This window comes from Nocardia sp. X0981 (assembly GCF_977089955.1).
Window position 1 is genome coordinate 6340806 of sequence record NZ_OZ372435.1, and the last position, 22107, is coordinate 6362912.

At 66.5% G+C, this 22107-nt stretch carries 26 protein-coding genes; 17 read left to right on the forward strand and 9 right to left on the reverse strand.

Annotated elements, in window-relative coordinates; genetic code table 11:
* Window positions 1-37: 37 nt before the first annotated feature.
* The 4 genes from ACYR7D_RS28310 to ACYR7D_RS28325 all read right to left on the reverse strand — a co-directional run bounded on the left by ACYR7D_RS28310 (window position 38) and on the right by ACYR7D_RS28325 (window position 3220).
* Window positions 38-160: a hypothetical protein gene (locus tag ACYR7D_RS28310; RefSeq protein ID WP_459547550.1), complete on the reverse strand. Its 123-nt coding sequence runs from the start codon at window positions 158-160 to the stop codon at window positions 38-40.
* A 168-nt stretch (window positions 161-328) separates the two neighbouring features.
* Window positions 329-649: a hypothetical protein gene (locus ACYR7D_RS28315; RefSeq protein WP_459547551.1), complete on the reverse strand. Its 321-nt coding sequence runs from the start codon at window positions 647-649 to the stop codon at window positions 329-331.
* Window positions 650-1186: 537 nt separating this feature from the next.
* Window positions 1187-2266, reverse strand: coding sequence for a linear amide C-N hydrolase (locus tag ACYR7D_RS28320; RefSeq protein WP_459547552.1), 1080 nt, complete (start codon window positions 2264-2266; stop codon window positions 1187-1189).
* A 243-nt stretch (window positions 2267-2509) separates the two neighbouring features.
* Window positions 2510-3220, reverse strand: a complete 711-nt coding sequence (locus tag ACYR7D_RS28325; RefSeq protein ID WP_459547553.1) for an SDR family NAD(P)-dependent oxidoreductase — start codon at window positions 3218-3220, stop codon at window positions 2510-2512.
* Here ACYR7D_RS28325 and ACYR7D_RS28330 point away from each other — a divergent pair.
* Entirely contained in the window at window positions 3119-3781 is a 663-nt protein-coding gene (locus ACYR7D_RS28330) for a TetR/AcrR family transcriptional regulator (protein ID WP_459547554.1), read from the forward strand. The two genes, ACYR7D_RS28325 and ACYR7D_RS28330, sit on opposite strands and share 102 nt — an antisense overlap.
* Window positions 3782-3903: 122 nt before the next feature.
* Window positions 3904-4485 (forward strand): DUF1707 SHOCT-like domain-containing protein, encoded by a 582-nt coding sequence (locus ACYR7D_RS28335; protein WP_459547555.1) that lies wholly within the window; start codon window positions 3904-3906, stop codon window positions 4483-4485.
* A gap of 82 nt (window positions 4486-4567) precedes the next feature.
* Here the strand turns inward: ACYR7D_RS28335 and ACYR7D_RS28340 are convergent, their stop codons facing one another.
* Window positions 4568-5239 (reverse strand): hypothetical protein, encoded by a 672-nt coding sequence (locus ACYR7D_RS28340; RefSeq protein WP_459547556.1) that lies wholly within the window; start codon window positions 5237-5239, stop codon window positions 4568-4570.
* A gap of 256 nt (window positions 5240-5495) precedes the next feature.
* Here ACYR7D_RS28340 and ACYR7D_RS28345 point away from each other — a divergent pair, with 256 nt between their 5' ends.
* The 5 genes from ACYR7D_RS28345 to ACYR7D_RS28365 all read left to right on the forward strand — a co-directional run bounded on the left by ACYR7D_RS28345 (window position 5496) and on the right by ACYR7D_RS28365 (window position 9776).
* On the forward strand, window positions 5496-6308 hold the full coding sequence (locus ACYR7D_RS28345) for a helix-turn-helix transcriptional regulator (protein WP_459547557.1): 813 nt from the start codon (window positions 5496-5498) through the stop codon (window positions 6306-6308).
* A 95-nt stretch (window positions 6309-6403) separates the two neighbouring features.
* On the forward strand, window positions 6404-7030 hold the full coding sequence (locus ACYR7D_RS28350) for a LysE family translocator (RefSeq protein ID WP_459547558.1): 627 nt from the start codon (window positions 6404-6406) through the stop codon (window positions 7028-7030).
* Between the two features lie 210 nt (window positions 7031-7240).
* Window positions 7241-7579, forward strand: coding sequence for a hypothetical protein (locus tag ACYR7D_RS28355; RefSeq protein ID WP_459547559.1), 339 nt, complete (start codon window positions 7241-7243; stop codon window positions 7577-7579).
* Between the two features lie 47 nt (window positions 7580-7626).
* The gene (locus ACYR7D_RS28360; RefSeq protein WP_459547560.1) at window positions 7627-8529 is read left to right on the forward strand and encodes an SGNH/GDSL hydrolase family protein; all 903 of its coding nucleotides are present in this window, start codon (window positions 7627-7629) and stop codon (window positions 8527-8529) included.
* Between the two features lie 2 nt (window positions 8530-8531).
* The gene (locus ACYR7D_RS28365) at window positions 8532-9776 is read left to right on the forward strand and encodes an acyltransferase family protein (protein ID WP_459550324.1); all 1245 of its coding nucleotides are present in this window, start codon (window positions 8532-8534) and stop codon (window positions 9774-9776) included.
* A 105-nt stretch (window positions 9777-9881) separates the two neighbouring features.
* On the opposite strand, the gene ACYR7D_RS28370 is transcribed toward ACYR7D_RS28365, so the two are convergent.
* On the reverse strand, window positions 9882-11132 hold the full coding sequence (locus ACYR7D_RS28370) for a cytochrome P450 family protein (protein ID WP_459547561.1): 1251 nt from the start codon (window positions 11130-11132) through the stop codon (window positions 9882-9884).
* Between the two features lie 783 nt (window positions 11133-11915).
* On the opposite strand from ACYR7D_RS28370, the gene ACYR7D_RS28375 reads away from it, so the two are divergent.
* Entirely contained in the window at window positions 11916-12104 is a 189-nt protein-coding gene (locus ACYR7D_RS28375) for a hypothetical protein (RefSeq protein WP_459547562.1), read from the forward strand.
* A gap of 130 nt (window positions 12105-12234) precedes the next feature.
* On the opposite strand, the gene ACYR7D_RS28380 is transcribed toward ACYR7D_RS28375, so the two are convergent.
* Window positions 12235-12768: a hypothetical protein gene (locus ACYR7D_RS28380; RefSeq protein ID WP_459547563.1), complete on the reverse strand. Its 534-nt coding sequence runs from the start codon at window positions 12766-12768 to the stop codon at window positions 12235-12237.
* A 182-nt stretch (window positions 12769-12950) separates the two neighbouring features.
* Between ACYR7D_RS28380 and ACYR7D_RS28385 the strand changes: the two genes are divergently transcribed.
* Together ACYR7D_RS28385 and ACYR7D_RS28390 are read left to right on the forward strand one after the other, a co-directional pair.
* Window positions 12951-13391 carry a DUF2267 domain-containing protein gene (locus ACYR7D_RS28385; protein WP_459547564.1) on the forward strand — a complete coding sequence of 147 codons (441 nt, stop codon included), beginning with the start codon at window positions 12951-12953 and terminating at the stop codon, window positions 13389-13391.
* A gap of 52 nt (window positions 13392-13443) precedes the next feature.
* Entirely contained in the window at window positions 13444-14388 is a 945-nt protein-coding gene (locus tag ACYR7D_RS28390) for a DUF5996 family protein (protein ID WP_459547565.1), read from the forward strand.
* A gap of 83 nt (window positions 14389-14471) precedes the next feature.
* Here the strand turns inward: ACYR7D_RS28390 and ACYR7D_RS28395 are convergent, their stop codons facing one another.
* Entirely contained in the window at window positions 14472-14915 is a 444-nt protein-coding gene (locus ACYR7D_RS28395) for a DUF6069 family protein (RefSeq protein ID WP_459550325.1), read from the reverse strand.
* A 253-nt stretch (window positions 14916-15168) separates the two neighbouring features.
* On the opposite strand from ACYR7D_RS28395, the gene ACYR7D_RS28400 reads away from it, so the two are divergent.
* From ACYR7D_RS28400 to ACYR7D_RS28410, 3 genes are all read left to right on the forward strand, one after another.
* Window positions 15169-15720 carry a dihydrofolate reductase family protein gene (locus ACYR7D_RS28400; protein ID WP_459547566.1) on the forward strand — a complete coding sequence of 184 codons (552 nt, stop codon included), beginning with the start codon at window positions 15169-15171 and terminating at the stop codon, window positions 15718-15720.
* A gap of 264 nt (window positions 15721-15984) precedes the next feature.
* Window positions 15985-16605: an antibiotic biosynthesis monooxygenase gene (locus ACYR7D_RS28405; protein ID WP_459547567.1), complete on the forward strand. Its 621-nt coding sequence runs from the start codon at window positions 15985-15987 to the stop codon at window positions 16603-16605.
* A 259-nt stretch (window positions 16606-16864) separates the two neighbouring features.
* Window positions 16865-17323 (forward strand): nitroreductase/quinone reductase family protein, encoded by a 459-nt coding sequence (locus tag ACYR7D_RS28410; RefSeq protein WP_459547568.1) that lies wholly within the window; start codon window positions 16865-16867, stop codon window positions 17321-17323.
* An 86-nt stretch (window positions 17324-17409) separates the two neighbouring features.
* On the opposite strand, the gene ACYR7D_RS28415 is transcribed toward ACYR7D_RS28410, so the two are convergent.
* Window positions 17410-18312, reverse strand: coding sequence for a helix-turn-helix transcriptional regulator (locus ACYR7D_RS28415; RefSeq protein WP_459547569.1), 903 nt, complete (start codon window positions 18310-18312; stop codon window positions 17410-17412).
* Between the two features lie 164 nt (window positions 18313-18476).
* On the opposite strand from ACYR7D_RS28415, the gene ACYR7D_RS28420 reads away from it, so the two are divergent.
* The 4 genes from ACYR7D_RS28420 (at window position 18477) to ACYR7D_RS28435 (ending at window position 21995) form a co-directional block, all read left to right on the forward strand.
* Entirely contained in the window at window positions 18477-19316 is an 840-nt protein-coding gene (locus ACYR7D_RS28420; RefSeq protein ID WP_459547570.1) for an SDR family oxidoreductase, read from the forward strand.
* 137 nt (window positions 19317-19453) lie between these two features.
* Window positions 19454-20584 (forward strand): NADH:flavin oxidoreductase, encoded by a 1131-nt coding sequence (locus tag ACYR7D_RS28425; protein WP_459547571.1) that lies wholly within the window; start codon window positions 19454-19456, stop codon window positions 20582-20584.
* A 7-nt stretch (window positions 20585-20591) separates the two neighbouring features.
* Window positions 20592-20741 carry a BREX system ATP-binding domain-containing protein gene (locus ACYR7D_RS28430; protein ID WP_459547572.1) on the forward strand — a complete coding sequence of 50 codons (150 nt, stop codon included), beginning with the start codon at window positions 20592-20594 and terminating at the stop codon, window positions 20739-20741.
* A gap of 348 nt (window positions 20742-21089) precedes the next feature.
* Window positions 21090-21995 (forward strand): DNA-processing protein DprA, encoded by a 906-nt coding sequence (locus tag ACYR7D_RS28435; RefSeq protein WP_459547573.1) that lies wholly within the window; start codon window positions 21090-21092, stop codon window positions 21993-21995.
* Window positions 21996-22107: the final 112 nt, after the last annotated feature.

Here is a 22107-nt window from a genome sequence, read left to right on the forward strand (position 1 = left end):
AGCGAAAACGCGCACCGGTGGGCAGCCGGATCGGCTCTCAGCGGGCCTGCGGACAACCGATTCCGGCGATGTCTCGGGCCAGGTCCGCCAGGGTGATCTCTACGTTCAACGAGGACACGAGTTCCTGGTCCAGCGGCCGCAACCCATACACGTCACGCACCGCTTCCAGGTCGATAGAGACCTCGTAATAGTCCTCGGCGAAGCGCTGGAACGCTTCGGGTAAGCGGTCGACCAGTAGGTGAAACAGACCTGTCGCCCCATCAGGGTCGGCACGGCCCGAGGGGAAATCGATCGTGCCGTGACGCCAGTGATCATCCGTCGCCTCCCGCTACAAGCAGGCCGTCACGACGGGCACGCCGTCTTCCACTCCCGGCCAGGGCTCGCAGTCATTGGCATACGGGCTCATCAGCGATTCGTGGCTGAAGCCGCGGACATAGGCTCCGGCCACCGAGAACACGATGGAGTACTCGTCTCCGGAGCCGTTGCTCATCGAGGCTGTCTCCTCACCTTCGGCCCAAGCAGTGCTGAAGGAGTAGTACCGGCTTTCCCGGTCCGGGCTCAGGATCGCGTCGAGCATCGCCAGCGAGCGGCACAGGTTCCGCAGGTCGGCGATGGCCGGAAGCCGGCGGGCTACGTCATAGACGGTCACGGGCTCATCCAACCGGATCCCTCCGACATCAGCCGCGCGCCTGCCAGGCGTCACGATCCGTAGCAATTTCCAGAGCGAAACGAGCCAACACGCGGCAGTCGAATATGCGATCCCACCGGTAGGGGCTTATCGCGGATCACCACCTCGCCTGCTTCCGCGTATATGTCGAAGGTGCGACGAGGTAGCCGAGAGCGAGACCACGGCCGGGCCCTGCCTTATGGGTTCATCGCAGGAATCGCGCTACGGTACACACATTTTCCGGCTACCCGATCGCAGTCGAAAATTCATGTATGCCAATCTGTTTCGCCGATACCGTTGAATTATGCGAAAGATCGTCAGGGCCTTGCTCTCGGTGAGCGCGCTGCTGCTGATCGCCGTACTCGTCCTGGCCGGTCCGTGGACAGCGCTGCGCATCCTGATCTGGGCACTTCTCGCCATTTCGGCACTGGCCGCCGGCGGCTTCCCGGCCGTGCTCGCCGGGCACAAGAGCGTGCTGTATCGAACTCCGCCGAATGCCGATGCCGCCCGGCCCCTCGCTCACGAAGACGCCGACGCACCGCTGCCTGCGGATCGGCGAATTCCTTGTGCTGATGGCCCGGCAGTATTGCGCGCCGCTTCGAGCTGCTCCAGAGCCTGAAACGAGAAGAACACCATGGGGCCGACGTCCTCGAACCGACTGCTCACATTGCCGGCGATACCACCTTCCAATGCGAGTTTCCCGACCAGGTCCAGTTTGAGTTGCGGAGAGCCCTCGGCGAAGTCGAGATCCGCCAGATCCACCCAGACGATATTGGGCCGCGTTGTGGACTCGTATACGTAGCGTTTGTTCGTCAAGTCCAGCACAACCTGCCATATGGTTTGCGACGCATCGGGTTTTCCGGGGTCCGGGATACGGAACGGCTGCGCCACATTGCGGATGACGCTGAACATGCTCGCGATGGCCTCCAGCCGGCTGTTCGGCTCGGGCAGACGCTTCGCGTAGTACTCCGCGCGCGCGAAACGATGTTCGGCCACCGTATCGCCGGGTAACGGATCGTCTCCCCCGAGACCTTCCCAGCGCGTGAGCAGTGCGAGCTGCCGGTCGTAGGTGGGAGAGTTCGTCATCACGCGGTAGTCGCGACCGTGGTACACCTTCGGATGACCATCGATGTATTCGATGATCGCCGAATCACCGTTCGCGTCGTCGAGAGCGAGGTGAATCGCCGGTGGTTCGCCGCCCGTCGGGTCCGGCATCCGAACAACTTGAACGTCGGTTTTCTCGACCCAGTCCACGGCCTCTGCCACGGTGGCGAAATTATCGAGGAAATACTGCAACCAGACAGCCTGGCTCAACGCGGGCCGGGAAGTGTCGAGTTCTCCGTAGGTGGATTCGGCGAGCCACAGGATATGCCCACCCAATCCCGCCTCGTTCAGGCCGTCCACCGAAATGATGTCGAAGGCGGCGGCGATGATACTTCCGTAACGGGAAGTCCACTTCAACTTCCCTTCGACGCCGTCGTCGCGGGTGACTCCACGAGGCTGTTTCCACAAATTGGTCATCAAGTCCTCATGGAAGTCCATATTCCGGCCCACCAGAACGGACCCGTTCGCGTCCGGCCAGATCACGCGAGTGCACATAAGTCTCCTGGACCTTTCACAATCGCTGTCGAGTGAGCTGCCAACGAGAAAACTTCTGCTATTTTTCAGCTATTTCCGAGACATACTACAGCTACGCTGAGCCGACGGGGGGATACCAGCACATCGGGCGCCGCAATGTGACGCATGAGGCTACATACCAGCACATCGGGCGTTTTCACGAAGACGGAGCGCTCCGGCCCCCGAGCGAGCGGAAGGGGGAACAGGCATGGGACGTCGGCCCGGTCAGCCCGGCAGCTGAGCACCCTCCGCGAAGTCGGTCGTAGCCGAGAGGTCGGCCCACTTCTCGATCTCGGCGTCCACGGCCGCCCGGCCGGCCCGCACCAGCCGCAGGGCATCGGAGCCGAGTATCAGATGCGCCGGCGGGTCCGGTTCCTCTATCACCGAAAGGATCGCAGCCGCTGCCTTTTCGGGGTCGCCGAGCTGGTTGCCGTCGGCTGCCCGGCGGCGTGCGCGCACCGGATCCATCAGCTCGTCGTAGTCCGGGATGGAGCGTTCGGTGCGGACCATGGAGCGCCCCGCCCAGTCGGTGCGGAACGATCCGGGTGCCACGGCCGTGACATGGATCTGGGTGGTGGCTACCGCGCCGAAAACGTTGACAGCGAACTGGTTGCGCAGTTCGGTCAACGGCGCTTCTTCGAACACCCCTTCGTGGCCGTATCCGGCGTTGGCGATGACGATATCGATCGGACCGACCGTGGCTTCGATGTCGTTCACCGTGGCGAAGACCGCCTCGTCGTCGGTGACATCGAGAATGCGCGCGATGGCACGGCCGGTATGCAGTGCCCGGAACTCCTCGGCATCGGTTTCGCGCCGTACCGTGCCCACCACGACGTGACCGTCCCGGATGGCCCTTCGTGCGATCGCCTGCCCGAAACCGGAACCACCCGCGGCCGCCGCCGCACCACGCCCACCAAGGGTGATCAGCGCGAGCAATCCATCCTCGACGCCGCCGAGAAGCAGCTGGACACGATCGGGTTCGACCGGATGACGATCGAGACCATCACCAAGGCGGTGGGCATCACCCGGGGAGCGTTCTACTTCTACTTCGCGTCCAAGAACGCGGCGCTGGCCGCCCTCGTCGAGCGAACCGTGGCCACGCTACGCGCGGAGATCGGAGCCGCCGACACCTCCGGCGAACCGGCGCTCGCCCTGCGCCGCAGTATCGACCGGACCCGCGATATGTGGCGCGACCACGGCAATGTCATGCGCGCCGCCGTCGAACTCGCCCCCACCATCCCCGAGGTCGACGAGAACTGGTACGCCGCGGTCACCGCCATCCGCGATACGACCCGGTCCATCGCCGAACGCGCCGGCCTCCCCGGCGACACCGGCCCGACCGGCGCGCATGCCGTGACAACCGCCCTCGTCTGGATGACCGAACGCACGTTCTATCGAGCCTCGAAGACCGGAGCCTCGCTCGACGACACCGCGGCGACCCTCATCTCTTTGTGGCTCAACGCCCTGGGCCTGGCGCCGGACTCCCGCACACCGTAGTGGCCGGCGGGCGGGTGCGGTTTCGTGGCCGACCGCCACGGCGAGCCGCTTCGAACTGCCCGGCGCACCACTCGTCGCGAAGCGGTGACCGGTACATCCGCCGCCACGCTATCGTGACGAATATGACGGTCGAGCCACCACCCGAGAACCTCCCGGCGGTGCGCGCCACCGACAACGAACGCCACAGCGCCGCCGCGCTCATCCAGCAGGCGCACGCCGACGGCCGGCTGGACCTCACCGAATTGGATGAGCGCCTCGCCGCCGTGTACTCCAGCCGGACCAGACCGGAACTGGAGGCGGTCACCGCCGACCTGTCGCCCGTCGCCCACGGAGGTACGGAAGACCGCCTGGTACTGCGCGCCAAGGGCAGCAAACTGGTGCGGCACGGCACCTGGCTGGTGCCACCACAGATCGTCGTGCGCTCCGAACACGGCAGAGTGGTCCTCGATTTCGGCTCTGCCGTACTGCGAGCCCAGGAGATCCTGGTCGAGGTGGATATCGAACACGGCGGCATCGAGTTCGTCGTACCCCAGGGCTGGTTCATCGACCTCGACAATATGGTCACCGAATGGGGCCGCATCAAGAACGAGGTGGTCCCGCCGGTACCCGGAATGCCCCGGCTCCGGATCGGCGGCCGCGTCGAGCACGCCGGAATCACTGTTCGTCACCCCCGCCGCCGGCGCTGGTGGTGGCCGTTCCGCTGAGCAGGCACCTGACCTGTCCGGCGGCGTGACCGGTTCGGGGCCACGGTCGGGACAACATTCCACATCCCGGTGCCCGGGGAGGTCACTGGTCACGCCGGTACGGCGGGTTCGCCGACAGCTCGGTTTCCTCGGCATCCAGTCCGGGAGCGGCGCACAGCGCGGTGATGAGCTCCGCGCTACCGCCTACGCCGGTCCAGGGCAGATCGATCTCGGTGGCCACGAACCAGGCCCGGTCCGCGGGCCACATGAGGTTCGGGCTGTTGATCGTCCGCGGCCGACCGGGCAGCACAGGGGCCGCACCCCACTGACCGGCCACCTCGAGCGGCCCGCGGAACAGTAGGTAGCTCCGTGCGGAGAGGTTCAGACGTGGGCCCGCCAGTACTTCGGCCGGAAACGCCGGTGGTATGGCCGGTGGCGGGGCAGTCTCGGTGGTATCTGCCGCCGCGAACGTGAACACGCCCCCGCCGTAGAGATCACCGAACCCCTCCCACAGCGCGAAGAAACAATCGTCGGGGGTCGCGGTCCGATCGGCGAGGATGCGGATGAGCCGCTGGAGAACACCGGGATCGAGATCGCCCTCGCGCTGGTCGCTGAGATCCCGATCGCCGGGATCGTCACCGGGCCGCGGCGGGTGGAACAACCGGGCATATCGCGCAAACCCGCCCGGCCCCAGCGCCGCCACCTGCGTCCACGGCTCATCGCGGTCCGCGAACCACTCCGCCACCGAAATATCGGGCTCATATCGCAACGGCATGCGCACCACAGTAATTCGGGCCGTTGCGCAGGCCCCCGGCAATGCGCCGACGCATAGCGCACGGCGGCCAGGACATACCGGCGTGACGGCCCGTTCAGTCCCAGTAGTTGAAAAGCGCTTCGCCGAGGGTTTCCGGTTTCCAGTAATCGATATCGGCTCGGTCGATATGAGGCCAGGCCGCGGCATCGAAAGGGCCGGCGAGTTCGGCTGCGGTGAGTACTGCGCGAGCGATACGTCCGCTTCTAGGCTTGTGCCTGTGGTGCAGGCAGAGTTCTGGCGCAGCGATGCGCTTCCCTTTCTCGAGAGCAGGCGAGCCTGCCGCACCGTGTCCTGCTACAAGCCGCATTTCCACGATGCGGTGTCGATCGGCGCGGTCGACGAAGGGCGCAGCGTGTTCACCGGCGCCCCCGACGGCCCCGTGCAGCTCACGGCGCAGAGCCTCGTGGTGATCCCCGCCCGCCGAGTCCATGCCTGTAACCCTGTCGATGGCCGGTGGAGCTATCAGATGCTCCACGTGGACGAGGCGTGGCTCGCCGAATCCCTACCCGAACTCGGTACGGGGGCCGAGGGAACCGCCCCGCCCGTACGCATCATCGACGAGCCCGGACGCTACGCGGCGTTCTGCCACCTCAACGAGGTGCTGTTCTCCGACGTCGACCCGCGCGAGAAAGAAGAACTGCTCGTCACTGTTCTCGACGCAGTACTGACCGCGCCCGCTCATCTCGTCGCCGGCACCACAGCCGGTGGGCCGGACCTGGCTGTCGTCGCCCCGATCCTCGAACACCTCCGCACCTCGAATATGCAGGTCTCCCTCGGCGATCTGGTCCGGGACACCGGGCTGAGCCGGTTCCAGTTGGTTCGGCGGTTCCGTGCCACCACCGGCCTGCCTCCCATAGCCTGGCAGACCAACGAGCGCATCCTCAGGGCGCGTTCCCGGCTCCGCGCGGGCTGCGACCTGGCCGAGGTCGCCAACGACCTCGGCTTCGCCGACCAGAGCCACTTCCACCGGACCTTCAAAGCGCGCACGGGGGTCACGCCCGGCGAGTACCGCGCCGGCGTCACTCGCTGAAACGGACACACCGGCCCCGCAATTTCGTTCAAGACGCGTCTGCGGCGACGGCGGCACAGTGGCTCGGTCCGTGACACGTCGAGCACAGAGGAAGAATGAATCAATTCGCTGCTGTGGCCGGTGCCCACTTCCTTGCCCTGCTGTCCCCGGGGCCCGACTTCCTCCTCATCGCGCATTCGTCGATGACTACCGGATGGCGGCGCGCGACAGGAGCGTGCGCGGGCATCGCCGCCGCCAACGCCGTCTTCATCGTCATCGCTTTCGCGGGCCTGTCGATCCTGCGGCCGGGCGCCCTCGCGTTCACCGCTGTCCAGATCGCGGGCGCCGGATTCCTCATCTACCTCGGAACCGGCATCCTGCGCGCGGCCGGCGCCACCTCGATCGAATCGGCACCGGCCGGGGAAAGCGTTCGCACCGCGAGAGCCTGGTGGAAACTTGCCGCGACGGGGTTCGCCTCGGCCGCTCTCAACCCCAAGAACGCCTTCTTCTACGCCGGTCTCGCCGGCGTTGCGACCGTCGACGCGAGCACGGGACAGCTCGTCGCCTACGGCCTGTGGATGTTCGCTGTCGTCCTGGGCTGGGATCTGCTCGTTTCCGTTCTCGTAGGCAACCGCGTCGTCATGACCGGATTCGCTCGAGCACTTCCGGCGCTCGAACGCATATCCGGCGTAGCGCTGATCGTGCTGGGTCTCGGCATTCTCCTGATGACGGCCTACCACTGAGAATCGCCGGCCGAGAACCACAGCGTCCTCGCCAGGGCCCGGGTGCCACCCGCTTTCGGCTTGTGCGAAAGGCGGCATCCTCCTGCCCTGCCCAAAGAAATCCGGGCTGTAACGAGGCCAGTGGATTTCGCGATACTGGGCCTGACAACTCCGCGACCCGGACGGGTGGGGTTCAAGGATACCGAAAAGCCAGCAGGATGGGGAAGCTTCATGAAACGTCGTCTGGTTACCGTGTTCGCATGCGCCGCAGTGGTCCTCGGCGCAAGCGCGTGCGGTGACGACTCCGAATCGCACGAGAACCACGAGACGACCTCCAGTACGGTCGCGACCAGTACGGAGGCACCCTCGGGCGTTGCCTCGACCACGCCGTCGCCGCAGAGCCCGGCACCGGTTCCCCCTCCCGCCGCCGAACCTCCGCTTCCCGCGGCCCCCCCGGCGGAGGAGCCGGCACCGCAGCCCCCCACCCAGCAGGCGCCCGTGCAGCCCGAACCCGCTCAACCCGAGCCGACACTCACCCTGCCCGATTTCGATCCGCAGGCCGGCTACTGACCCTCGGGAAAGACATGATCCGCAAGTTGTTTCGGTATCGAGGGGGGGTGGCCGGCGCTGTGGTGGCGGCCGCGCTCGCCGTGACCGCCATGTACGCACCGGCCGCGGCGGCGCCGGTCGAAAACGACCGGCCCGAGGGCAGAGCTCTGGTGGTGCTCGGTGATTCCTACACCGCGAACTACCCGAAGGTGTTCTCCGGGACCAAGGAGTGCCTGCACGCGCCCACCTCGTGGCCGACCCGGCTGAGCGAGCGAATGGGACTTGCGGGCACGCCGGACTTCCTGGACGCCTCCTGTAGCGGGTCCACGCTCGCTTCGGGCAACGGCTGGCGGCTGGTGCACGAGGTGGCCGCGGCGGCCAAGCAGCAGGCCTTCGGGCCGAAGACCGAGATCATCGCTATTCAGACCGGGATGAACGATGCCTGGTCCCGGACGAATACGGCGTCGATGATCACGTCGTTCCAGTCCTGCGTTTTCAACTTCACCGATGGGTGCGGGCTGGAGGCGGCCGAACAGGGACGGTTCACCGAATACCGGAACGTCACGGGCCGGCTCTACGCCGACCTCATCCGCGAGGTGATCACCTATATGCGCTACTACGCGCCGAACGCACGGATCATGCTGGTCGGATACCCGGAACTGTTCCCCGCGGGGCAGGAGCACGTATGCGTGAACGTACTCGGCGCCGGGCAGGTCGTGCAGCCGAGGGGTCGCGCGGTGACCGAATACCTGGACCGCCTCGATACCGCGCAACGGGAGGCCGCGGAGCTGCTGGGACTCGAGTTCGTCGATATTCGCTCGGTGACCGCGGGCCACGGGCTGTGCTCGGACGATCCGTGGCTGAACGGTTTCTTCGATCCCGCGGCCGATATGGCCGGTATGCCGTTCCATCCGTCGGCCCACGGTGATGCGGTGGCCGCGGAGGCGGTGTACGAGCGGATCCGCCGGTGAGCATGGCGCCGGCCCGGGTCGATTCCGGACCGGATTTCCTCGATACGACGGCGGCGCGGCCGGCGCTGCCGTCGCTGACAGGGGCACGCTGGTGGGCGGCGTTCGCCGTGTTCCTGTTGCACGCCCTGGTGTTCCTCCCGGTGTATCCGTTCCAGAAATCGGAGTTGTTCCGGCAGATCCATCAGCTGATGCCGATGCAGCTGGGCGCCGCGGGGGTGACCTTCTTCTTCGTCCTGTCCGGGTTCATCATTTATTGGTCGTTCCGGCCGGGGAACTCGGTGCCGCGGTTCTACTGGCGCCGGGTATTGAAAATCTACCCGACCCACCTGGTCGCGGCCGCCGCGTTCATCCTGGTGGCGAGCGTCCCCTTGACCCGGCCGGTGGTGTGGGCACCGAACCTCGCGCTGGTCCACACCTGGGTGCCGAAGTGGACGACGGTCGGCGGGCTCAATGTGCCGTCCTGGTCGCTGGCCGCGGAAATCCTGTTCTACCTCAGCTTTCCCCTCGCGCTGCCGCTGGTGCGCCGGATCAGCAGTCGCCGGGTTCCGTGGGCGCTGGCCGGGTTGCTGGTGGCGATCCTGCTGTTGCACACCGCGTACTACCTGTGGGTACCCGGGCCCAAGGGGATCGCGAACACCTTCGCGCCCCGGCTGATACCGGGTGAGGTATCGCCGTATTTCGAACTCCATGCCGCGCCCATCTGGTTCGAACAGTCCGATATCCCTGTCGCTCTGTCGTATTGGCTCAGCTACAACTTCCCGCTCTCGCGGCTGCCCGAGTTCTTCCTCGGGGTACTCGCGGCCCGGCTGGTGCTGGAGGGCCGCTGGCGCAACACCCGGCTGGCGCCGCCGGTGATCGCGCTGCTGATCGCCTATGCGGCGACCTGGGTGGTGCCGCCGAACTACAAGATGTCGGCGCTGCTGCTCGCGCCGATGACGGCCGTGGTGGCCACGCTGGCCGCGCGCGACCTGGCGGGGATCCGGGGGTTCACCGCCTCGCCGCGGATGGTCTGGCTGGGCAATATCTCCTTCGCCTTCTATCTGATCCAGTTCCCGGTGATGGTGTTGATCACCCGCTTCCTCATCGGCGGAAAGCAGTTCGGGCCGCTGGGCTGGCTGGGGTTCGCCGGACTGAGCCTGGTCGTGTCCACGGTGGTGGCGGCGGCGATCTATCACTGGATCGACGACCCCCTGATGCGCCGATTCTCCGGCCGCCGCACCGCGGCGCGGAAGAAACCGGCCGGGTGAGGATGCCGATATCTCGGCCGGTGCCGCGCTACCGCGGGCCGGCCGAGACGGCGCATGCGCGGGGACAGACCATTCCGAACCGATCTCTCCACTTGCCGGCTTACTTCATGTGGTCATCGGCGGAGCCGGCGCGAAAGCAACCGGCAAGCACGCCAAGGAGCGATGGTAGGGCCCGGACCGCCACTGCAGGTCCTCGATGGGGACAGCCAACTCCATCTCGGGTAGCGCATCGAGCAGTTGATCTATCGCCGCACGAGCGATGGTAGAGGACAGATCCTTCGCCGGACAGGCATGCGGGCCGGCACCCCAGGCGAGGTGGGACCGGTTGGCAATGAAATCTCCGAAATGTACTGCGGGGTCGTTGTTACACGCGGACATGCTGATCAGCACAGGCTGGTGGGCAGGTAACCACACGCCATCGATGAGGAGTGGTTGTCGCGGATAACTGAAGCAGAAGTTCGCCAGGGGTGGATCGGTGAACAGCAGCTCTTCCAGCGCGTCCATGGTCGAGAGACTACCGCTGACCATCCCCCCGCCGAAGCGATCGTCGGTCAGCATCAATCGCAACGTATTCAATATGAGGTTGACTGTCGGTTCGATCCCCGCTCCGTATATGACGACCAGTTGGTGAATCACCTCCTCTTCGGTCAGTTCCGCGCTGTGCGCGATCATGCGGGTGGTGATGTCGTTGCCGGGCTCGGCGATCCTGCGCCGGGTTTGCTCGTACAGCGCCGATTCCAAGATCACGTTGCCTTCTTCGGCATCGGCGGAGGTATCGAATACGGCGGCCATGCCCTGCGCGACACGCGCCCCTATATCGGGCGAGCAGCCGACCAGGGTGTTCAGGGTTTCGAAGACAAGGGGGTGCACGAATTGTGCGAGCAGATCGGCGTGTCCGGCGGCGCAGAAGCTGTTGATCAGCGGCACTGCGATTTTTTCGACCAACGATTGTACGGCGTGCAGGTCGATTCCGTTGATAGCGAAAATGTTGGCCGACCGCAGCCGAGCATGTGCAGCTCCGGTATTACGCAGCGCATTCGGCCGCCACTGCAGCATCGGCCGGACAGGACAGTCGAGCGGTACGTGCTCCTGCCAGGTCCGAGGGTCGGCCGGAAAGTGCTCGGGGTCGTGCATGATTCGCTTCGCGGTGTCGTAGGTGAGCACGAGGGTGGCCGGAACGCCCGGCGCGATCTCCACGGGAGCCAGCGATCCGTAGCGGGCTCTCAGCTCCCGGTAGACGCGATGGGGGTCCGCGGCGAATTCTTTGGTGTATAGAGCTACTCGCGGTCCATCCCCGTCGATCACCGAGCTGGGCGCGATCGGGCAACCATCATATGAAGGCTGCGGTGTATCCAACGGCTGAGGCACAGACACAGAGAAACTCCAGACGATTCGACAGTTACGAACGGAATATGACGAGACGAGGTCGTCGGCCGGGCACACGACCGGCCGACGCGGGACACGTCGAGAGAGCGTGTCTCGTGGTTTCGCAGGTCGCAGGAAAGAGGTTGGGCGCAGCAGGCTCTCGGCATGGCTTGTTGATCGGCTCCGACCCGCGCTACCGGCCACAGGCACGATATTGGGTGAGTTCCTAGCCCATGCTCCCTCTCGGCGAAGTGATTGCAGATCCGTTAGCACAAGTTCGCGGTGAATCACACCCTCTTCCGAGGGGAGGACGAACGCTCGGCGGGGATGTTACACGCCGAGGACAAGGCCGTAGCGAAAACTGCGACCGGATCACCCGCTGATGTGAGAACGTGACCTGAATTCACCTATGCGCTCTTCGGAAGAGCGCGAATCCGCGAACCTTGCCCCGGCCCCACCCCCATCCAGCATCTATGTCACAGTGACGGATCCGGGCCGAGGCCGAGGGAGCCGATCCGGTGCCCCTGCGATCGACAGTCGGCTGGACGGAAATGCCGATCAGGGACGGATGGATTCGGGAACCCGGTCCATTGCAATCCAGGGGAAGGTGGCTCATTTCGTCGAACATGACGAGGCTCGGACGGAGACCGGGGCGGTACTCGATCACGGTGAGAGCGGCGTTCGCGCTGCCGAGGCCGAGCCATCGGGCGGGAGCGCGTCGAGCGCGTCTCTCACCAGCCATGCGATCGGGTACGCGTGCGTGATGAGGAGTTCATGGATCTCCCCCGCGTGCTCGGCGGGGTCGGGCGTGGTGGCGAAGGCGATCAGGCGCTGCGCCGAGCAAGAGGTGGGGAGCACGACTGGATGGACCGCACCGACGTCGACTCCCGCCACCGAGTGTGGTTCGAACTCCACGAAGACCTTCTCGCAACGCTCGGCATCGATCGCCGCGCGGAGATCTGATCGGACACCCGGCGGCCCTTCCGAAACCGGTGCGCAACCGGCTATAGCGCCGCCGGTGTCCATGATGCCCAACCGGTTTCGGCAAAGGGACGGCCTGTCACCCACGCGGGGTCACGCTCGGTGGGTGCGGTCAGGGGACGAACACTTCGGCCGTTGCCGGAATGCCCGGCCGGTCGGTGCGCACGGTGAGCGCGACCCGTCCCGGACCCGAGTCCACGTGCACGTAGAACGGCCGGGAACTCGTGTGGCCCGCGGGGATGAAATGGCTCACCGAGCCGCTGCGGCCGGTGTCGAGGTTGCGCCAGTCGACGATCGCCGTGACGTCACAGGCCAGGACGGTCGGCGCGAAATTACCCAGCGGGGAGAAGCCCTGCGTGATCCGCAGTTCTATGGAATGGGCAGTCCCCGGAAAAACGTGGTACTGGGACAGGGGGCCGTCGTAGGCGACACCCGCGGCACTCAGCATACCGACACAGACCCCGTTGCCCAGCGTCCATGCCGGGGCCGTCCGGACCTCTGTCGTGGCGCAGGTCCGGGGTCCGACATTCGACACCCCGAGCTGGCAGGGATCGGCGGCGCCGGCGGTACCCGGCGCTGTCACGGCCATCGCCGCACCGACGAGTCCGGTAGCGGCTGTCGTGACCAATTTCCGTGCGATCGTCATGCACCGATGATCGCGCGCCGCTTCGTATCCATTACATTTCGCCCGGTCTCGGAATCGAGCGCGTATCAATTTCCGGGCGGCCGTGGAGCCAGGAATCGAACCTGCTGTTCTCGCCGGTCACGCCGTAGAATTACGGTATCGAACCGCGCATCGGACCGGCCACCTGGAAGGCAGGCGCACCAATGACGCATCACCATGATCCCCTTGCCGCCGGCATGCACACCGCACACACCTGGTTACGGGCCGTCGCCGACGACCTGGGTACCGAAGATCTCACGTTCACGCTGCGTGCACTGCGCGCATGGATGCACACCGTCCGGGACAGGATGGGTGTGTCCAATTCCGCCCATCTCACCGCCCAACTACCCGATTTCCTGCGTGGCATCTGGTACGAGGGATGGGTACCGAGCCGCGTACCGGGAAACCACGGCATAACGGAGTTCGTCGACGAGTTCGCCGAACGCGCCGGAATCCCGGCGGGCGATGTCGCGTTCACCGCCGGTTGTGTCACCTCCGCGCTGGACCGGATGATGTCGCCCGGCCAGCTGAACCACGTGTTCGCCGTGTTCCCGGATCGCCTCGGCGCCGTGCTGCGCGGGGAGAGGCAGATGGCCGAAGCCTGACACACCGCCGCCCCGCCCCGTGCCCGGGGTCCACCGTGCCGAAGGGACGGATATGCGCACCACATCGAACGAAGTCTGGCCGGCCCTGCGGGTGGACGACTGGGCCGATACCCGCGACACACTGCACATGTGGACGCAGATCGTCGGCAAACTCCGCCTGGCCCGCGCCCCGATGGTCAATCACTGGTGGCAGGTGACCCTTTATGTCTCCGCACGTGGGCTGACCACCTCGGCGATCCCCTACGACCGCGGAACGTTCGATATCGAATTCGACTTCATCGACCACCAGCTACACATCCGGTCCTGCACCGGCGCGCGGCACCGGATCAATCTGGAACCCAAAACCGTGGCCACGTTCTACGAGGAGGTGATGGCCGCCCTGCGCGCGCTGGGTATCGACATCACGATCCTGGCCCGGCCGGTCGAGGTGGAACACGCGATTCCGTTCGCCGAGGACACCACGCATGCCACCTACGACCGGGATCACGCCCATACCTTCTGGCGCCAGCTGGTGGCCGCCGATCGCGTCCTGAACCGGTTTCGTGGGGAGTTCGCCGGCAAGACCAGCCCGGTGCACTTCTTCTGGGGCGCGATGGACCTGGCTTGTACCCGCTTCTCCGGGCGTACCGCCCCACGACATCCGGGTGGCGCTCCGAACTGCGCCGACTGGGTCATGGTCGAGGGGTACTCACATGAGCTGGCCAGTTCCGGCTTCTGGCCCGGCGGCTCGGCCGAGGGCAGTTTCTACGCCTACGCCTATCCCGAGCCCGAGGGATACGCGCAGACACCGATCCGGCCGCAGACCGGCTACTACGATGCCTCCGTCCACGAGTTCCTCCTTCCCTATGAGGCCGTGCGCACCGCCGCGGAGCCCGAAGCCACCGTGCTGGAGTTCCTCCGATCCACCTACGACGCCGCCGCCGTCGACTGGGACCGGGAGATCGCTCCACTGCACAGTGCCCCGGCCACCCCTGCCGCGCCGGCTCGGACAACCTGACCGGTGGACTGCCCCGGGATATCGGGCGCGTACTCGCCGAGGGCCCGCATCCCTCGGATGCGGGCCCTCGGCGTCCGTGTATGTCACCCTTCGAGCAGCTTGCGACGCAAACCCTCCATCGCGACAACCATGGCGGGAACCAGCGTCAGGTGCGTGATCGAGAGCGCGATCGTGGACGCGGTGTCGAAGTCGGCGGCCACGGTCATGGCGATGGTGGCGACAGCGAGCGTCGAGCCGATCACCGCGGCGAGGCGCAGCACTCCGACCCACTTGTAGGACAGCAGCACGGCCGCGCCGAGACCGATCAGCATCGGGACCACGGTCATCATGACGATCCCACCGGGGGCGACACTCTGCCCCCGGCCCGCGTCGGTCGTTTCGAACGTGCCACCGGCGGCCGCGCCGATCAGCCAGACGACGAGGTTGGCCAGGAGAGCGGCGCCGATCGCGCCGAAGAGGGCGACGGGACGATGCAGCGCGGGGATCCGGCCGGTGGCGGTGGTGGTAGTGGTGGCGGTGCTCATGATGATCTCCTGAGGTGAAGCTGTGAAGCTCGGATGAGACCATCCTGAAACCTCAATAAATATTGAGGTCAATCTCCGCGGGCAACGGTGTGATACGGATCCCATCCGGTGTGCTGCCTCCTCCGGTCCGGGCCGCGCGCCGGCGTGGATCGCCCACATACGAGACGTCCGGGTCGTCGCCTACGGCAGCGGGTCCGAGACGATCGGCACATGCGAGCGCCGATGAGTTTCGAGCCCTCAGCAGGTCTACACGGCTATGAGGAGACTGATCTACGGGTTCAGCGTGTCTGTGGACGGCTACATCAACGACCGCGCCGGCGGCATCGACTGGACCTCCCCGGACGACGAGCTGCACCAGTTCCACAACGACCGCTACCGCGAGATCGAGGTCTCGCTGCACGGCCGTCGCATGTACGAGCTGATGGCCGAGTACTGGCCGCATGTACCCGAGAACGCGCCGCGCATCGAACGTGAGTTCGCCACGCTCTGGACGGAGAAGCCGAAGGTCGTCTTCTCCCGGACACTCACCGAGGTCCACTGGAACAGCAGACTGATCAGCGAGAACGCGGTCGAGGAGGTCCGCAGGCTCAAGGAAGAAGGAGACGGCGTCATGGAGGTCGGTGGCGCGAACCTCGCGGCCTCACTGATACCCCACGGGCTCATCGACGAGTATCAGCTGTTCCTCGTGCCCGTGGTGCTCGGCGGCGGTACTCCGTTCTTCCCCGCCCTGGCCGAGCGCCTCCAGCTCCGATCGGCCGAGACGAGGCACTTCGACACCGCGGTGCTGCTGCGCTATCTCGCCGGCTGAGGTCCGGGGAAGGCACGTCGGCCGGACCCCGGGATTTTCGATCACCTTCTGCTGCGCCCGGAACAGGGCATACCAGCGGACGTAGATCTCCTGCCCGATGTTCTCGGCGACGAGGCAGCCCCACCGAATGTGAGGCCGGCACCTCGCCTCACCTTCCGCGGGACCGTGTCGTCGGCCCTCTTGCCACTGCCACGGCGAGGGAGCAGTGTGAAAGGCACCGGTGGCGCCACCGGGGCGCTACCTCGAGCGGAGAGGGGGTGGATCGTGTTCGCGCGATCTACCACTATTCAGGCGCAGCCCTCGGCTCTCGACGCCGGGATTGCGCATATGCGAGATGCCGTTCTGCCCGCGTTACGGGAAATCCCCGGGTGTACCGGACTGTCGCTGCTGGTCGACCGGGACAACGGGCACTGTATCGCCACCAGCGCCTGGGAATCCGAGGACGCCATGCACGACAGCAGGGAGCGGATCGGCCCGATTCGCGACCGCGCGCTCACGATATTCGGCGGGAGCGCGCAGATCGAGGAATGGGAGATCGCGGGTCTGCATCGGGCTCATCACGCGGGTGATGAGGCGTGCGTGCGCGCGACCTGGCTCAAGACCGATCCGAGCCGTCTCGATTCGGCCGTCGAGATCTACAAAGCCGGCATCCTGCCCGCCATCGAGGAGCTGGAGGGGTTCTGCAGTGCGAGCCTGATGATCAACAGGAAGTCCGGCCGCGCCGTATCGTGTGTCAGCTACGACAGCGCCGCGGCGATGCGAGCCGGCCGTGAGCAGTCGGCCTCGCTGCGGGTAGACGCCGCCCGGCGGACCGGCGTCGAAGCTCTCGACGTGCGGGAGTTCGAACTGGCGCTCGCCCATCTCCGGGTTCCGGAAATGGCCTGATCGGAATCGCTCGCCTCGCCGCGGTACACCCGTTCGAGTAGCCCGGGAAAGACATCCGATGTCACAGGCGCGCGGTCTCCGCTGCGGCCGGCCTGCGTCATGCCCGTGGCGGTGGCAGCCATGGGGTGGGTGATCATGTCGTTCCTGTCTCGGCGCTTCGCCGGGTGGCTCGGCCACTGATCCCCCGGACTCCCTCCGTGCGCGGATCGAAAAGACAGCGGCCCGAACCATTACCGGCCGGACGGCTAATATTGCGCAGGTGTCGTTGCCGAGTGATATGCGTGCGTTCAACCGGTCCGTGGTCGAGAATTTCCGCGCGGGCGGCGGGAAGATCACGATGGACGGAATGCTGAAGGGGGCCGATCTCGTTCTATTGACCACCGTCGGCAGGCGTAGCGGGCAGCAGCATATCGTGCCGCTCGCGTACCTGGCCGACGGTGACGACCGCATCGTGTTGTGGGCGTCCAATATGGCCGCGGCCGAACACCCGGTGTGGTACCGGAATCTCGTCGCCGAGCCGCAGGTCATCGTCGAGCGGCCCACCCCGGCGGGGATCGACCTGTTCACCGGTACCGCGCATACCGCCACCGGGGCCGAACGCGAACGGCTGTTCGCGATACTGGAGAACCGGTTCCCGCATATGGCCGCCCATCAGCGGCAAACCGAACGGGAGATTCCGCTCGTGGTGGTGGAACGAGTATCGGGCCTGCCCGCGTAGCCCGCCGCCTCGGCAACCGTCTCGTGCTGTGGAGGTGAGCGGCCCCGATCCGGGCACGAGCGACGTCGATACGGTGCTGTGGGACATCAGCCCGGTCCGCGCTCGGCTCCACCCGAGACCGATCGCGGGCGGCTCCGCGGCATCCGGTCCGGGCTCTCGGAAGCGAGGAGCTGCAGGGCGTGGGCCGAGCTCGAGCCCGGTTCCGTGTCGTATACGAACAGGGTCTGGTCGGGGTCGTCACCGGGCGAGAGCGCCTGGTAGGTGATCGTGACATCACCGACCAAAGGGTGGTGGTACCGCTTCGTACCGACGCCGCGCTCGTGCACCCGGTTGCGGGCCCAGAGCCGGCGGAACTCGGAGCTCCGGATGGACAGATCGCCGACGAGCCGCCCCAGCTCGGGATCTTCCGGGTACCGGCCGGCGTCCATGCGGAGCATGGCGGCGGTATCGGCCGCGACCTGTTCCCACTCCACGTAGAGCTCGCGGGCGTGCGGGTCGAGAAAGACGAACCGGGCCTGGTTGCGCTCGGTCGAAGGCATGGTGTCGAAGTCGGCGACCAGGAGCGCGGCGAGGCGGTTCTGGCCCAGGACGTCGAGTCGGCGTCCGAGCACGAAGGCAGGGCGGAACGCCGTCTCGAGCACGTCGAGCAGGGACCGCGTCGCCGGGTGCAGCCGCTGCGGCTTGGCCGCCCGCCGACGGCGGGCCGGGGCGGGTCTCGCGATCGTATGCAGGTGCGCGCGCTCGGCGTCGTCGAGCCGGAGCGCGTCGGCGATGGCCTCGAGCACCTCGGGGGATGCGCTTTTGCTGCGCCCCTGCTCGAGGCGGGTGTAGTAGTCGACGCTCACGCCGGCCAGCATCGCGAGTTCTTCGCGCCGTAACCCCGACACGCGCCGCCGGCCGGCCTCGGCGATGCCGGCCCGGTCCGGTGTGAGCCGGGCGCGCGCCGCACGAAGGAAATCGGCCAGGCGGGGCTCCAGTTGATCGGGCATGAGGCCAGTATCCCGCTCACGGCCGCCCCGGGGCAGGGCCGAAGGGGGCCCAATTCGTCCCAGGAAAGCGTGGGCCTTCACCAGGTTCTTGCGCCCGCTGACGATGGACGAGTCGCACTTCCGCGGCAACAACCTCGCACAACCTTCCGGAAGGAATCCGCTTCATGTCTGTTTGGATGATCACCGGTGCCGGACGCGGCCTCGGCCTCGAGATCGCCCGCGCCGCCCTGGCGGAGGGCGAGCAGATCGCCCTGGCGGCTCGCCGCCCCGAGCACCTGCCAGAGGACGTCCGCGACCACCCGGACGTGTTGCCGGTGCGGCTCGACGTGACCGATCGAACGCAGATCGCTTCGGCGGTGGCCGAGGTCGTCGACCGGTTCGGGGCGATCGACGTGCTCGTCAACAATGCCGGCCGGGGCCTGCTCGGCGCGCTCGAGGAGATCACCGACGCCGAGGCCCGCTCCCTGTTCGACGTGAATGTATTCGGCCTGATCAACACCACTCGCGCGGTCCTGCCGATCATGCGCCGAGCGGGCAAGGGCAAACTCGTCCACATCGGGTCGCGCTCCGGATTCGAGGGCGAGCCGGGGGTGAGCATGTACTGCGCCTCCAAATCCGCCGTCGCGGGGATCAGCGAGGCCCTAGCGGCCGAGCTCGAACCGTTCGGCATCCAGAGCATGGTCGTCGAACCCGGTGTCTTCCGCACCGACTTCCTCGATACCTCCTCGATGCAACTGCCCGAGGCCCGCATCGCCGGGTACGACGGAACTCCGGCGCACGCCACGCTGGACTGGGCGGAGGAGGCCAACCACACCCAGTTGGGCGACCCTGTCAAGGGCGCGGCTTTCATCTACCGGGTCGCGTCGGGCGAGCGGCTCCCGCTCCACCTGCCTGTAGGGCGGGACGCGCTGGAACGTCGCGCCGTGACGACCGAACGCATCGAGCGCGAGATCGCTCCGCTGCGCGAGGCCTCGGCCGCCACCGCTCACTCCGCGAGCGAGTGATCCCGTGCCGGGCCTTGCCGAGCAGCGCCCGGCCGCCCGGACCGAGCCCACGGCGCGACCGCCGAATCGATCCGGAGGCCGGTGCCCTCCATCACACGATGGAACAGCCACCGAACCGCTCGACGTTGCACCCCCTTGTGACCGATACATCGCAATCCGTGGACGCCCTGTTCGAGCCATTCGATGTGAAATCGCTGCACCTGCGCAATCGATTCGCGATGGCGCCGATGACTCGCATGTTCTCCCCGGACGGAATCCCCACCGGGGAGGTGGCCGAATACTATCGGCGGCGCGCCGCGGGCGGTGTCGGACTGATCATCACCGAGGGCACCTACATTCCCGACCCGGCCGCAGGGCCGGCCACCACGGTGCCGCGCCACTACGGGGAGCAGAGCCTCGCCGGCTGGAAAGCGGTGGTCGACGCCGTGCACAGCGAAGGCGGGCAGATCATCCCGCAACTGTGGCATCTCGGCGTCGCCCGCGGTGACGAGCCCGAACTCAATCCCCACGTCGAATCCGTCAGCCCCTCCGGACTCGGCCTCGACGGTATCGCAGCCGGGCGCGCACTGACCACATCCGACCTGGACACATTGCGTGAAGCCTGGGTCGGCGCCGCCGTCAACGCGAAGGCCACCGGGTTCGACGGTATCGAACTGCACGGTGCACACGGCTATCTGCTCGACCAATTCCTCTGGGAACGAACCAATCTCCGCTCCGACGGCTACGGCGGCACGCTCGAGGCCCGCGTCCGTTTTCCCGCCGAAGTCGTCGCGGCGATCCGCGAAGCCGTCGGCCCCGACCTGGCGATCGTGTATCGGTACTCGCAGTGGAAATCCAGTGACTACACCGCGCGTATCGCGGCGAACCCCGACGAACTCGCTCGCGTGCTCACCCCGCTCGTCCACGCAGGTGTCGATGTCCTGCACCCGTCCACCCGCAGGCACTGGGAACCGGCCTTCCCCGAATTGCCGGGTGTGGACGGTGAGCTGGGGCTGGCGGGCTGGACCAAGAAGATCACGGGACTGCCCACGATCACCGTCGGCTCCGTCGGTCTCGACAAGGTGTTCACCACCACCTTCACCGGTAAGGGAGATTCGAACGTCACCGGCATCGACCGGCTCTTGAAGCAGCACGCCGCCGGCGAATTCGATATCGTCGCTCTCGGCCGCGCCCTGCTCGCCGACCCCGAATGGGTCCGGAAGCTGCGCGAAGGGCGCAGCGACGAACACATCGCCTACCGGCAGGAGCACCAGAAAACGCTGACGTAGTACGCCGGTGCCGGACCGGCAGACCACCCTCCCGGCCGGGAGCCTCGATGTGCTCGCCGTCGGAATCGACCGGTTCGCGCCCACCGTCGACGACGACCTGGACGCTGTCGCGGCCGGTGGGTCCCTGTTCAAAGCCGGCCGCGGCGGTTACGGCTGAGGAGACTGGCGCTGGCGGACCTGGGCAGGAACCAAGGTCAACCGGACCCTCGCCGCCTGGGCCACCGACCTGATACCTTTCCAAGTCGCTACCAACGCGCTGCGCGGTTCGAAATTCTCCGCGGCGCTACCCGCGCATCTCGCCCACGCGACACTTGCCGCTCGCATATCCGACGTCCCCGGAAGCCACACGGTCCTCAGCGAGAAGACGCGGATCACGGAGATCACGCGCTGACGACCCTTGGATCACTACGGCGCCCGGTCACGCCGCATACCGGCAACTTGCCGGATCAACATGGCCGCCGCTCCGAGGCTATGAGCTGCCCGGCTCAGAGATTACGCTGAGAGCATGGTTGGTCAGGACGGAACCGAAGCCTCGGCGGTAATCGCGCTGCTGCGGCGTGGCCACGCCGAAAAGGCCGGACGTGAGTTGGTCCTGGCCACCATGCAGGGGAACTCGGCCTTGTCTGTACTGCGCGATCGGCTCGGGCCGCCCGACTTGCTCTCCGACCCCGTGGAGGCAGCGCTCCACCAGGCGCAGCACGAAATCGAGGCCTGGGAGCGCGAGGGCATTCAAGTTATCCCATTAGGGGATGAACGCTATCCGCACCGGTTAAAGGATGTTTTCGACCGCCCGGCTCTGCTGTTCGCGCGCGGCACCGTTGCCGCGGATGATCTCGGGGTGGCTGTCGTCGGGTCCCGCAATGTCAGCCCGACAGGCCGCGAGACTGCATCGAAGTTGGCGCTCGGTTTGGTCGAACGCGATCTCACCGTCGTTTCGGGCCTGGCCGTCGGTGTCGACACCGCGGCCCACCGAGCCGCCATCCGGGCCGGCGGCCGGACCGTCGCCTTCATCGGCACCGGAATCCGCAAGCACTTCCCGCCACAGAACCTGGACCTGCACCGGCAGGTCGCCGCGCACGGAGCCGTATTCTCCCAGTTCTGGCCGGAGCAAACCCACGACAAGACAACCTTCCCGCAGCGCAACGGCACCATGTCGGGCTACAGTCTGGCCACGATCATCGTCGAGGCCGGCGAACGCAGCGGCACTCGGATCCAGGCTCGTAAAGCCGTTGAGCACGGCCGGCCCGTAGTACTGATGCGAGCTGTTGCCGACGGTACTTCCTGGGGCCGCCAAATGGCGGCCAAACCCGACGTTCATGTGGTCTCGAGCACCGATGAGGCCTTGTCCGTCATCGATGGGCTGCTGGACCGGCCTCGACAGCTCGAGGATCTGCTGTCGACCCTCGGATAACCACGCTGTGCAACAAGTTCCGCACGATCTCCGCGACCTCAGCCGGTCGATGCTGGGTGCGGTCATGCAGAATCCGCTCCGGGAAACACGCGTCACCTGCGAGGTCTGCACC